Raw genomic sequence first — 11,760 nt, 5'->3', positions numbered from 1 at the left:
ATCGGCTTACTTCTCCGCTTTCTTCTTATCAATATATCGATAGATTGTCGCTCTGCTCAGTCCAGTTTCTTCTATTATTTCCTTCATCGTATGATCTTCTGAACAATACATCTCAAATGCTTGTTCTTTCAGGGATAGATCGGCCTCTGTCCTCCCTAGCTTGACACCTTTTTCTCTCGCATTTTCAATTCCAAGCTTGATTCTCTCACTATGTAACTCCCGCTCGAACTCTGCAAAAATATCAATCCAATCAAATAGGGCGTCCTTCTGTTTGGATAACGTATCAATGTTTTGGGTCAAAGAAATGATGTCGATGCCTCTGCTTCTCAACTCATCAGTGGTCTGTTGAAGCTCCTGGATGCTGCGGGCTAAGCGATCCAATTTCAATACAACGACGACATCACCTTCTCTTGCATAATCCAGCATCGCTTTCAAACCATCTTTGTCTGTATTTTTACTTGTTTTATCATCGGTAAAAATCTTATTGCATCCGTATTCCTTCAGTGCGTCTACTTGATCATGAAGTGCCTCTCGACCTGCCGCTACTCTTGCATACCCGAGTTTCGCCAATCCTGCCAGCTCCCTTCTAAAACATCTTTTACTCTATGATATATCAAAAAAGGGATGTTTCATAATTATATCTCACCAATTTCGTTGAGACATGATTTTGACACAGGACAAACGACAATAGTACAATGTGCCTATAATCTTCTCAAATTATAGTGTTTTAGAGAAGGGTTATCTTTTGGTGGATAACTGTGGGTAACCGGGGATAACTTTGTAGCATTCCTGTAACATAACAAAATGTCTCTAAACGCTGACTTTTTAAGAGCAGGAGGAAATCGTGGAAAACTCCAGATCGTTGTGGATAATTTTGCTTGGAATTAAAATGCTCGTTTTTTGTATAAATATCCTATATATATGAGATTTATTTTTCTATCGTGGATAACTTATAGAATTGGGGATAACATTGTTTCAGTATTGTTACAATGTCATTTTTCGACACGCTTCTCAAGCTTAATATAAATCGACATTTTCATCAATAGGTAAATAAAAAGAATCCTGGCCTCCAGTTCCAGATCAGAATTCAATAGGCAAGGTACTCTACACTACGGATTGTCTCGCTTTTAATTTCACGAAAGATGTCATAATTTGCAATCTGTTGACTATAGTCCTCAACAATTTTCTGCCTTCAGGTCAAAGTATTTGATATTTTGTCGAAGCGAGTTTATAATGATAATCTGTAATCAACTTGGGGCTGGCTGCGGTACTGGTGTCCGCCTAGGTCTTCAAAACCTCTCGGGAGGCGCGTGCCGTCTCCGGTGGGTTCGATTCCCACACAGTCCCGCCAATACATAAAAAAACACAGAGGGTGACCGATTAGGTCACCCTCTTTTTTTCATATGCCGTTTTCATTGCTTCCAAATGGTGCTGATCAGATTTCTTGATTGCCATCTTTATAAGCGGCGACAACAGCTTCATGATCCCTTTTGCTTCACAGTGTGCAATCAGCTTCACATCCGTTGCTTCAGCTGCATTGATGAAATGATAGGTGTAATCAGCTCTGAAATCCCCTTGCACCGAAGTCAACGTCACCTTTTTCATCGGTTCGAATTCTGTAATTGTAGTTGTTTGCTTTTTACCTCTTGCATAGAAGACAAACCTCGAACCTTCATGAACTTCCCCATCTGTTTCTTTTTCAAGCGATTGGCTGATGCCCATCCATTCCGAACCATTTTCCTCTAAAGCGATGAAGTATTCCCAAACGTCTATCAACGTTCCATTAATTGAGACTGTCGTTTCAAATATTTTACTCATCAGAAGCCTCCCGAGTCGTACTTGTTCGTAATTGTACATTATACCGCATCCTCACGCATTTATCACTCCCCTCCCCCACCATAAGATAGCACCATCCCATTTTCTGCCTACAACACACAAATAGGCAAATTAAAAAAGCAGCTGATTTTCAGCCGCTTTCTTCCATCAACTTGGTGGAGTAAATCTCCTTAGTGCTTCATAGACGTCATTCATGATTCTGTTCATGTTTTCCATATATTCATCATTTCCGATCGCTAAGGAAACGATATCATTACAATCAATCACCGTTGTCATATCTGTGCTGAAAACCCTTTCTGAAAAGGTAGCACAACACGTTTCCTTATCAAAACACAAAAATCTTCCCTTGATCGACGATTTGAGGCCCCCTGCGATCGTTCTGACGAACACAGGTGTACCAGGTTCCAGGTCCTTTAATTGATCACACACGCATCCTTCACAACGATTCTTTTTACGCTTCTTGTCATTGCAATCCGAATCGAACAAGCTCATTTCCAAACCTCCCCTTCTATAAGATACATTATTGTATGTTAATGACCCGTATATTGAGTGGGACGATGACCATTCGGCATTACAGGTATTTCCTGGCAAGGTTTGAAGGTGATGTTTGTTCTGCGATTCATAAAAAAGGACTTGTGCCTGTAGTGGCACAAGTCCTTGCGTGGGACAATTTACGGTTATATCAATTAAACAGTTTTCGGAGTCAAATCATAGCAGCGGTTGTAGATCCACTTATAGCTTTCTTCATTAAGCTTACGTGGGTTACCGACTGTTTGAGGATCCTTCATTGCTTCCTTCGCCAGACGAGGAATCATATCTTCTGGTACACCTTGTTCCTTCAAACTTGGAATATCCATTTCTTCAACAAGCTTGTACACTTCGTTCACTGCTGCTTTAGCAGCTTCATTTTCAGTCATACCGTGCGTGTTCACACCCATTGCTTTTGCGATGCGAGCGAATTTAGCAGGGTTTCCTTTCCAGTTATATTCCATGACAGGTCCAAGCATTGTTGCTACACACTGACCATGGGCGACCGGAACGATTCCACCTAGTGTTTGCGCCATCGCATGTGCTGCACCTGCTGATTCACTACCGTAAGATAGACCAGCAAGCATAGCCGCTTGAGCCATTCCGTAACGTGCTTCAACATCTTCTGGATTTGCATATGCTCGACGGATATATGTTGCAACGTATTCAATTGCCATCAGCGCAACAGCATCCGTGACCGGTTGAGCAAAATGCATCGTGTAGCACTCGATCGCGTGAGAAAGTGCATCGACACCTGTCATTGCTGTCACGTGTGGAGGCATGGATACATGCAATTCTGGATCAATGATCGTCATATGCGCAGCAATTAATGGGCCTCCAGTGTTGAACTTGAATTCACGATCTTCGTCTGTGATAACTGCCCATTGCGTCACTTCAGAACCAGTACCTGCAGTCGTCGGAATTGTAGTCAATGGTGGAATACGTTTCGATAGCGGCTTCTTACCTTCCGCTGCTTCGTATTCAAGTACTGATTCACCGTGTACAGCTTCTACACCGATTGCCTTTGCCGTATCCATGGAGCTACCGCCACCAACTGCTATAAGACCGTCACAGCCTTCTTCTAAAAATCGTTTGGATCCTTCGTTGACAACACGGACAGGAGGGTTCGGCTCGACTTTATTGAAGACGACGATTTCGATTCCTGCATTTTCTAACGAATCCGTTACAGGCTTCGTAACCCCTGCATCATAAATTCCAGGGTCTGTTACAAGTAGTACCTTTGATACGCCTAAATTTTTCACTTGTTCCCCAGCATGCTTGATTGCACCGATTCCGTGCTTGATTACTGTAGGGATTTCGAAAGTGTGGAAGTTGTTCATGTGTTCAATATTCATGTTTAGTGCCATTGCTGAATTCCTCCTATGATGTGATAAAGTTTCTCTTTTCTGTTATTTATCCTTTGAACCAGTTAACCGGTTCAGGAGCATGGTTTTCAAAGATATGCTTCACTTCTGTATATTCCTCAAGTCCCTGTTTACCTAGTTCACGACCGATACCGGATTGTTTGTAGCCACCCCATGGCGCTTGCGCGAAGTAAGGATGGAAATCGTTGATCCAAACTGTACCAAGTCGCAGTTTGTTCGCAACTCGTTCAGCTTTCTTGGAATCCGTCGTAAACACTGCTCCAGCAAGACCATACGTCGTGCTGTTAGCCCGTTTGACAACTTCATCCTCTGACTTGAAACGCTCAACCGTTAATACGGGACCGAAAATCTCTTCTTGTACGATACGCATATCGTTTTCACAATTTGTAAAGATCGTCGGCAGGTAGAAGAAGCCGTCCTGAAGCTCTGGATTGTCCGGGCGTTTACCTCCAACGACCAGTTTCGCACCTTCCTCTTTACCAATCTCAACATATTTCTCTACTTTTGCACGGTGCTCTGCAGAAATTAAAGGACCTGATTCCGTATCTTCATCAAAGCCATTACCTAGACGGATTTTCTCTGCACGTTCAACAAGAGCATCTACGAATTCATCATGGATGGAATCCTCTACAAGTAGTCGGGATCCTGCTGAACATACTTGACCAGCATGGAAATAGACTGCATTCAATGCTTGGTCGACTGCCGTTTCAAAATCCGCATCAGCAAATACGATATTTGGATTTTTCCCTCCTAATTCGAAGGCGATTTTCTTCATGTTACCGGAAGCCGCATTCATGATTTTACGACCTGTTTCAATTCCTCCTGTGAACGAAACGAGATCGACGTCATGGTTTTCAGCCATTTCTTGTCCGACTGTCGCACCTGGTCCGAGTACAAGGTTGACGACACCCTTCGGAAATCCGACCTCTTCAAGAATCTCTGTAATTTTTATTGTCGTAAGTGGTGTGATCTCACTTGGCTTCATGATGATCGTGTTACCTGCAGCCAATGCAGGCGCAATCTTCCATGATGCCTGTAGCAATGGATAGTTCCATGGTGAAATTTGTGAACAAACACCGACTGGCTCTCTCACGACCTTACTTGAAGAGTTTGGAATCGGTGATTCGATCATTTCACCGCCGTCTTTATCTGCTAAACCAGCGAAATATCGGAACACTTCTGTTATGTCATCCATATCAGCAAGACTTTCCGTTAACGTCTTACCAGTATCTAAACTTTCCAATCTTGCAAGTTCGTCTTTTTGTTGTTGGATCTTCTCAGCAACTTGGAAGAGCTTGTATCCCCGTTCGTTAGCTGGAGTTGCAGCCCACTCCCCTTCATCAAATGCAGAGCGTGCTGCTTCGATTGCTTTTTGTGCATCGCGTTGATCACCTTCAGTAACAACTGCGACCACTTCTTGATTGAAAGGGTTAATGATTTCTCTTGTTTCAGCGGATTCGGAATCTACCCATTCTCCGTTGATATACATCTTTAGTCGTTCCATCAGATCCCTCCTCGTTAATTTTGTTAAATTTTTATTTAACGTTTTGAACATTTTTTATACTAACAAAGATTAATTTATCGTGCAAATGCAAAACCTTTAGAAAAAGGCTGATTTGACTTTCATACTGAGACCTGTATCATTAATTATATAAAATATATTTTGAACGTTTTAAACGTATTAAATATAGTATTGACAACGAAAGGTGATCGATCTAGTGGATAAGCAAAAACAAATGGAAGCGCTTGAACAAGCACGAAACAATGTCGTCCGTTCCATAGCTGAGACGATGGATTTATATGGTGTTACCCCATCTGTCGGGAAGTTATATGGAACGATGTACTTCCGGAAAGACTCCATGTCCCTCGACGAAATGAAGGACGAGCTTGGAATGAGTAAACCAAGTATGAGTACAGCCGTTAAAGCACTCCAAGAGATTGATATGATGAAAAAAACATGGCGAAAAGGCTCAAGAAGAGACCAATTCGTTTCAGAGAAGGATTTCTTCAAACTATTCATTCAATACTTTTGCAAGATGTGGGAGCGTGAAGTGAAAATCAACCTTGACGCGATTGAGGAGACACGTAACGAGTTGAACGACTTGCTCGCTCAAAACGATCTCCATGATGAAGTGAAAGAGGAAATTGAATATAGTCTAAGTCTTTTAGTTGAATCGGAGAAATACTATCATTGGTTATCAGATTTAGTTCAACATTTCCGATCAGGTGAAATTTTTAATTTAGTACCGATACCAAACATTGATGATGAATAAATTTTTATCTTTTTTATCGCTAAATATAAGAACTTCTACTCATTATGGTTGTTCAAGTTGAAAGAGCTGACTACGGTCAGCTCTTTCTACCTGATTGAGCCCGTCATTTGGTCAAAAATTATGAACTGGGTTCATAATTTTTGATTTAGGTTCATAATTTCCCATCTAGGTTCATAATTTTTGATCTAGGTTCATTTTTTCCCAAATAGGTTCATAAGACTTTTAATTAGTTTACATAATTATTTTATGGTTTCCTCCAAATGGAGGGATCGAACCCGAGAAGTATCTTACTGTACTTGATTTACGTTTTCATGTGCTAGTATAATAATGAAAGAATGTAACGACAAGCTGAGGTGGCAGTATGTTAGAAGGTTGGTTTGGGTGGTTCATCGTATTGTGGACGCTTTTTTTAATTTCAATGTTTGCAATCGGCGGCTATTTCATGTTTCGGAAATTCCTCAAGCGCCTACCGAAAGAAGATGGAAAATCGATATTAGATTGGCAAGAATACTATATTAAAGAGACGCGGCATCTTTGGACGGATGAGCAAAAGGTATTGCTTGAAGAGCTCGTCCAGCCCGTACCTGAATTGTTCAGGGATGTTGCAAGAGATAAAATCGCTGGTAAAATCGGAGAACTGGCGATCGAGGAAAAAGTGGATGCCATCGATCAAGATTTGATCATTCGAGGGTATATCCTTGCGACTCCGAAGCGAGATCATAAATTCCTTATAAAAAAATTGAATCAGAAGAACATCGACCTCGAGCCTTATGAAAAGCTCTTGGGTTGAATGATAAAAGGACCGGCTTCTATTGTAAGAAGCTGGTCCTTTTCATAATCGGTCATCCTTTTGCTACAGCTTGCATCTTCCGAAATTTGTAGTACATGGCAATCCGCCATGGTGCAATCATCCCGAACGCAAGAATGAAGAATAGTCCACTCGTCTCTTCCACTGATATACGCTGTCCAAAATAGATCTTCATCAATATCCGGAACAGCAATAAGCCAATTAAAATAAATATGAATGCTTTCGATCTCTTTAAATAAATATCATCGGCCCTCTTTTCAAAAGTCGATGTGCGGATGAGTAAAAGTGAAAACAACATTCCTACAACAAATGCCTCAAGTGCCTCACTCCAGGAAACGCGAGCAGCAGGATATAGGAACATGAGGAACCCGGTTGACATGAAGATCGGGGGTAGAATGATTTTTTTGAGCGTGGCTGGTTTCTGCGCCGCTTTCAGACGGATGACCAGGACCACGCTCGCCATCACTATGGCAATGATCGTACTGCCAATGACCAAGAAGTTCACACTACTTGCTCTCCTTCAGCTGTTCCCCATCGCGATCTTCAGCTATTGAAAGGATGATTGTCATCGTTACACCGATAACGGTCAAGTATACCCCGAGATCGAAAAACATCGCAGTAGCAAGTTCAGTTTTTCCTAACAACGGTAGATGGAAATAACCGTAAGTATGACTTAAAAACGGTTCATTGAAGAAGAAAGACCCAATTCCGGTCAAGAACGCAACCATCAAACCGACTGCTATGAAATAACGGAAATTGACCTTCAATACTTTGTTCATCGTTTTCAAGCCAAACGAAATGTACAAGAGGATAAATGCTCCTGCAGCCATTAGTCCCCCGATGAAACCACCACCAGGTGCGTTATGTCCGGCTAAGAACAAGTTGACTGAAAACGCAAGTATGACAAAGACGATGATTGCTGAGGTCGTCTTTAAAATAATATCATTGGATTGCATCGTCTCGATCCTTTCTATCAATATGTAGTTATTATCTCTTCTAACGATATAACAAATGCAGAACAAAGGTCAAATGACTTCATCACACACGAGTGAAGGGAGGTCCATCGAAAGGACTCTCCCTGGAAGCTCCACTCTATTTTGACCTTAAAATCCGTAAAAACCGTTAAAGAAACGGTTCGATAAGAATGATGTCAGTTTTGTCATCCAGTCGAAATAAAGAAAGATTCCCATGAATATCATCATGTATCCGCCAACTAGCATCACCTTATGACTATGTTTCTTGATCCAATTCATCCGTCCGATGAAAAAGGACATGATGAAAAACGGTATTGAAAATCCAAGAACATAGGCCAGCATATAAAACATCGCCTGGCCAGGATTCGTTGTAGCAAGATAGATGACCCCTGCCAAGATTGGTCCTGTACAAGGCGTCCATCCGGCTGCAAATCCCATTCCGATGGCGACCGAACCGATATAGCCCGTCGGACGTTTACGGAAGGTCACTTTACGATCCTTCATCAGAAACTGCGGCTTGAAAACCCCAAGAAGGACGAGACCGAACACGACGATAAGAATTGCTCCGACTTCACGGATCAAATCCTTATATTGAAAGAAAAACGTTCCAAACCATGAAGTACTCAGTCCCAAGAAGACGAAAATCGTTGAAAATCCGAGTAAAAACAACGTGGTATGTAGTAATGCACGTTTTTTCAATATGCCTTTATCATGCAATTCATGGACCGACATTCCAGTTATATAGGAAAGGAACGCTGGATACAACGGGAGACAACAAGGTGAAATAAAAGATAAAAATCCAGCTCCGAACGCTAAGAACAAATTCAGATCAGCTGCCAACAGCTTCAACTCCTCTCCCTCATATGGCTACTTCTATTCAAGTTTACTGCGAAGAGTTGACAGGTTCAACTTCTACACCCAAGTATTCCTCAAGTGTCATATTTTGTTCATGAATTCGCTTAGCATGTTCTTTTCCAACATACCTTAAATGCCATGGTTCATATTGATAACCCGTGATCGTTTCTTTCCCCTTCGGATAGCGGATGATGAATCCGTATTTATGGGCATTTGCTTTCACCCACCGACCCGCTTCAGTCTCACCGAATTGCTCAACTAATTTGAACTCCACTTCAGGTGAAGTTACATCAAGCGCCAGCCCACTTTGGTGTTCACTTTGTCCAGGGAAGGCACTGAACTTATTTGCTTCCTCTTCACCGACACGTTCCGCATTCGCCGTAAAGATCGCCTCTTGCCGGTCGTAGGAACGATAACCTGATTGGGCGAACAATGGGATTCCATCTTTCTCTGCCTGATCGAATAGCGCTTCAGCTGCATCCGCTGCTACTTTTTGAAGTTGTTTTTTCGGAAGATCTTCAGTGAATGGAAATGGTACGTTAGGAATGACCAGATCCTCAGGGACGAAATCTGCAGGCAGGTTACGTTCCTTGTTCACAAGGACGAGAGGATCGTTAACGTTGGTTATAACCTTCTTCCCATCTGCTGTTACCGTCACCGTCTCTTCAGGGTCAGGTAGACCGGTATCAGTCTCAGTCTCCTCTTCAGGATTTTCCTTCCCTTCATCTTGATCTTCATTTGGGTCCTGTACTTCTCCACCCTGGTTCTCCTCTACAGGTGTTTCTTTTTCCGTTGGATCCGCCTCTTCTGCAAACGGGTTCGGAATGGAAGCACATCCTCCCAATAATACTATGGTAGTCATGATGCTGATTACTGTTGTACGTCGTTTCATTCTGTCACACCTTTACAATTATCTAATTCGCTTTCTTTCTCGACCACTGCCATACACTATAGAAAAGCATCAGGCTGACACCTGCCAGGATGACTTTGCCCGCTGTCGTCCATTCCAATACTTGTTGTACCGCCAAAGCTTCCATGATCAATGCAGGCAGCTTCCCTATTGTACTCGCTAAGAAAAAAGTCATCAATGAGACGACACCAATTGCTGAAAAAAACGTTACGACCCCGGAAGGCATGAATGGCATGAGCCGGAGGGACAATATCATAAAAAATGCTTCTTTTCCCTCTATGTTGATTAGACGTTCCACTTGTCTATAACGGTTCAATTTCTTACGAGAAAATCGCCTGAAACCTTTCCGATAGAAGATGAAAGCAATGACCGCCCCGAGAGATTCACCAACCATCGAGATGATCGTTCCATTTATAAAACCGAAAAAATAGATATTGGCCGCCGTTAAGAAGTAACTAGGAAGGACACCGGAAATGGCAATGAGAATATTCGCTAAAATACTGAGAATCACGGCAATATGAGGATACTCCCTGAATAGCGTTAGCATCATCTCACCCATCGGCTCCAACCCCTCACACGTTTATAGTTCGAACATTAAATAACGTTTTGGTACTTCGTCCTTGTTCATGACAAATGATAGTTGAATTCCCATTGGCTAAAACCATCCAAAAGCCGTTTTATTTCAGCAAGCCCTTCCTCAAGATCCTCCATCAGGATCCTTATGGGCTCTGATTGATAGTGGCGCGCCGTATACCGGTACCTTGGATCATAATACTGTTCCAATAATAATCTTACAGCCTGATGATAATCTTGCCGATCGAAACAATCCAACACGTCATTGAATAAATCAGGTGCCATCCTCTTTTTTAAATGGAGGAGTGCTTCACGAATTTGAGGTTCGTACTGTTCTGGCTCGTACGTTTCGCAAATCGTTTTCACTCTCTTTTCAAACGGATAGTCAATATACAATCTTGTTCCTTTTTCTTTTCCATTTAAAATCCAATCAGGCAAAAGGACTTTTCCGATCCGCTTACTTTCGGATTCGATTATGTAATAGTCCGTGTGCCCGATTTCTGTTAGGCGGTTGAACAACTCCCGTTCAAACATCTTCTGGGACTTTCCCACAGTTCCAATTTCACCGAAGATTGAGCCTCTATGCCCTGCCATCCTTTCAAGATTAAGAACAGGATATCCTTCATCCTCGAGAGCTTCAAGAAGATCAGTCTTCCTTGTTCCCGTCAATCCTTCAATAACGAAAAACGGCTTGGGTTTTGCGGCATAACCTGTCAGACCAGAAACGATCGATTGGCGATAAGCTCTGATGCCACCTTCAAGCTGGTAGGACGTCATTCCCATCAAATTTACTACAGTTGCCACACTATGACTTCGCATACCACCTCTTGCGCAATAAATCAGGAATGGCTTGTCTTCGGCCTGCTTCAACTCTTTCAATTTCTCCACAATCGAAACGAGCTTAGGGGTTACGAGAGAAAGACCGAGCATTTTAGCCTCCTCTTTCCCTACCTGTTTGTACGTCGTACCTACCTCAGCCCTCTCCTCATCATTGAAGATCGGTATACTATGCGCGCCTTCAATATGGAATTCAGCAAATTCCCCAGGGGATCGAACATCAATGATATGGTAGTCCTCAAAGTGAATGGTATGTAACGGCAATACTCGGACTGTTGGATGATCTGACATAAAACCAAATCCTTTTTATGAAGTAATCAATTGAACACTTTCTTTCACTCTAGTATAGCTGATTCCTCTCAATTTAAAAAAGCACCCAATTCCTGAGTGCTTGTCCACCATCTATTTCATTTGTTTCTGCATTGCTTGCATCATCTGATTGATCTTCTTCTGAGATGGTTTCTGACCCATCTGCATCATCATAACACGTAGCATATTTTCATTGATTGGTGGGTTTTTCTTCAAATAACTCATCATATATTTGCGGGCGATAAAAAAGCCAATCGCAACTCCAGCGAGCAAAGCGATTAAGCCCACAACGACATACATCCAATCCATGGTAAAAATTCTCCCTTCTCGTTGTCTAGAACTAGTGTACTATACATTCCAATTTAAACTCAATATATCCTTGAAATTTTTTATGAATATTGTCTGTTTAAAAAGAAAGAATGCAGTTGGTTTTAGCATCCATTGAAAAAGGATCGACCTCCCAGCCGATCCT

14 protein-coding genes and 1 tRNA gene are annotated in these 11,760 nt (G+C 42.1%); 3 read left to right on the top strand and 12 right to left on the bottom strand.

Annotated features, from left to right (window positions below; all coding sequences use genetic code 11):
• Positions 1-6: 6 nt before the first annotated feature.
• Entirely contained in the window at positions 7-570 is a 564-nt protein-coding gene (locus V1497_RS08940; protein WP_349410624.1) for a recombinase family protein, read from the bottom strand.
• 684 nt (positions 571-1,254) lie between these two features.
• Here V1497_RS08940 and V1497_RS08935 point away from each other — a divergent pair.
• Positions 1,255-1,351 (top strand) — tRNA-Sec (locus V1497_RS08935).
• Positions 1,352-1,380: 29 nt separating this feature from the next.
• On the opposite strand, the gene V1497_RS08930 is transcribed toward V1497_RS08935, so the two are convergent.
• The 4 genes from V1497_RS08930 to betB all read right to left on the bottom strand — a co-directional run bounded on the left by V1497_RS08930 (position 1,381) and on the right by betB (position 5,253).
• A complete protein-coding gene (locus tag V1497_RS08930) occupies positions 1,381-1,818 on the bottom strand; it encodes a hypothetical protein (RefSeq protein WP_349410623.1) in 438 nt (145 codons plus the stop codon).
• A 165-nt stretch (positions 1,819-1,983) separates the two neighbouring features.
• Positions 1,984-2,328 carry a hypothetical protein gene (locus V1497_RS08925; protein ID WP_349410622.1) on the bottom strand — a complete coding sequence of 115 codons (345 nt, stop codon included), beginning with the start codon at positions 2,326-2,328 and terminating at the stop codon, positions 1,984-1,986.
• A 194-nt stretch (positions 2,329-2,522) separates the two neighbouring features.
• Positions 2,523-3,731, bottom strand: a complete 1,209-nt coding sequence (locus tag V1497_RS08920) for an iron-containing alcohol dehydrogenase (RefSeq protein WP_349410621.1) — start codon at positions 3,729-3,731, stop codon at positions 2,523-2,525.
• Between the two features lie 46 nt (positions 3,732-3,777).
• Positions 3,778-5,253, bottom strand: coding sequence for a betaine-aldehyde dehydrogenase (betB, locus tag V1497_RS08915; RefSeq protein ID WP_349410620.1), 1,476 nt, complete (start codon positions 5,251-5,253; stop codon positions 3,778-3,780).
• A 214-nt stretch (positions 5,254-5,467) separates the two neighbouring features.
• Between betB and cudC the strand changes: the two genes are divergently transcribed.
• Positions 5,468-6,022 carry a choline uptake/conversion transcriptional regulator CudC gene (gene cudC, locus V1497_RS08910; protein WP_349410619.1) on the top strand — a complete coding sequence of 185 codons (555 nt, stop codon included), beginning with the start codon at positions 5,468-5,470 and terminating at the stop codon, positions 6,020-6,022.
• A 361-nt stretch (positions 6,023-6,383) separates the two neighbouring features.
• The gene (locus V1497_RS08905; RefSeq protein WP_349410618.1) at positions 6,384-6,812 is read left to right on the top strand and encodes a DUF2621 domain-containing protein; all 429 of its coding nucleotides are present in this window, start codon (positions 6,384-6,386) and stop codon (positions 6,810-6,812) included.
• Positions 6,813-6,864: 52 nt separating this feature from the next.
• On the opposite strand, the gene V1497_RS08900 is transcribed toward V1497_RS08905, so the two are convergent.
• The 7 genes from V1497_RS08900 to V1497_RS08870 form a co-directional block, all read right to left on the bottom strand.
• Positions 6,865-7,326 carry a cytochrome c biogenesis protein CcdC gene (locus tag V1497_RS08900; protein ID WP_349410777.1) on the bottom strand — a complete coding sequence of 154 codons (462 nt, stop codon included), beginning with the start codon at positions 7,324-7,326 and terminating at the stop codon, positions 6,865-6,867.
• A gap of 10 nt (positions 7,327-7,336) precedes the next feature.
• The gene (locus V1497_RS08895) at positions 7,337-7,786 is read right to left on the bottom strand and encodes a Na(+)/H(+) antiporter subunit B (RefSeq protein WP_349410617.1); all 450 of its coding nucleotides are present in this window, start codon (positions 7,784-7,786) and stop codon (positions 7,337-7,339) included.
• Between the two features lie 147 nt (positions 7,787-7,933).
• Positions 7,934-8,644 carry a cytochrome c biogenesis protein CcdA gene (locus tag V1497_RS08890; RefSeq protein WP_349410616.1) on the bottom strand — a complete coding sequence of 237 codons (711 nt, stop codon included), beginning with the start codon at positions 8,642-8,644 and terminating at the stop codon, positions 7,934-7,936.
• A 43-nt stretch (positions 8,645-8,687) separates the two neighbouring features.
• Positions 8,688-9,551, bottom strand: a complete 864-nt coding sequence (locus V1497_RS08885; protein ID WP_349410615.1) for a M15 family metallopeptidase — start codon at positions 9,549-9,551, stop codon at positions 8,688-8,690.
• 22 nt (positions 9,552-9,573) lie between these two features.
• Complete coding sequence (locus V1497_RS08880) at positions 9,574-10,128, bottom strand: TVP38/TMEM64 family protein (RefSeq protein WP_349410614.1); 555 nt, start codon at positions 10,126-10,128, stop codon at positions 9,574-9,576.
• A gap of 65 nt (positions 10,129-10,193) precedes the next feature.
• On the bottom strand, positions 10,194-11,270 hold the full coding sequence (gene mnmH, locus V1497_RS08875) for a tRNA 2-selenouridine(34) synthase MnmH (protein ID WP_349410613.1): 1,077 nt from the start codon (positions 11,268-11,270) through the stop codon (positions 10,194-10,196).
• A gap of 111 nt (positions 11,271-11,381) precedes the next feature.
• Complete coding sequence (locus V1497_RS08870; RefSeq protein WP_349410612.1) at positions 11,382-11,597, bottom strand: YneF family protein; 216 nt, start codon at positions 11,595-11,597, stop codon at positions 11,382-11,384.
• Positions 11,598-11,760 lie beyond the last annotated feature (163 nt).

This window comes from Pseudalkalibacillus sp. SCS-8, assembly GCF_040126055.1.
Classification (GTDB): Bacteria; Bacillota; Bacilli; order Bacillales; family Fictibacillaceae; genus Pseudalkalibacillus; species Pseudalkalibacillus nanhaiensis.
This window is presented reverse-complemented; position numbering and strand designations above follow the sequence as displayed.

Coding starts and splice junctions, on each gene's coding strand:
- V1497_RS08930 (WP_349410623.1), bottom strand. CDS start 1,818: ATGAGTAAAATATTTGAAACGACAGTCTCAATTAATGGAACGTTGATA.
- V1497_RS08925 (WP_349410622.1), bottom strand. CDS start 2,328: ATGAGCTTGTTCGATTCGGATTGCAATGACAAGAAGCGTAAAAAGAAT.
- V1497_RS08920 (WP_349410621.1), bottom strand. CDS start 3,731: ATGGCACTAAACATGAATATTGAACACATGAACAACTTCCACACTTTC.
- betB (WP_349410620.1), bottom strand. CDS start 5,253: ATGGAACGACTAAAGATGTATATCAACGGAGAATGGGTAGATTCCGAA.
- V1497_RS08905 (WP_349410618.1), top strand. CDS start 6,384: ATGTTAGAAGGTTGGTTTGGGTGGTTCATCGTATTGTGGACGCTTTTT.
- V1497_RS08895 (WP_349410617.1), bottom strand. CDS start 7,786: ATGCAATCCAATGATATTATTTTAAAGACGACCTCAGCAATCATCGTC.
- V1497_RS08885 (WP_349410615.1), bottom strand. CDS start 9,551: ATGAAACGACGTACAACAGTAATCAGCATCATGACTACCATAGTATTA.
- V1497_RS08880 (WP_349410614.1), bottom strand. CDS start 10,128: ATGGGTGAGATGATGCTAACGCTATTCAGGGAGTATCCTCATATTGCC.
- mnmH (WP_349410613.1), bottom strand. CDS start 11,270: ATGTCAGATCATCCAACAGTCCGAGTATTGCCGTTACATACCATTCAC.
- V1497_RS08870 (WP_349410612.1), bottom strand. CDS start 11,597: ATGGATTGGATGTATGTCGTTGTGGGCTTAATCGCTTTGCTCGCTGGA.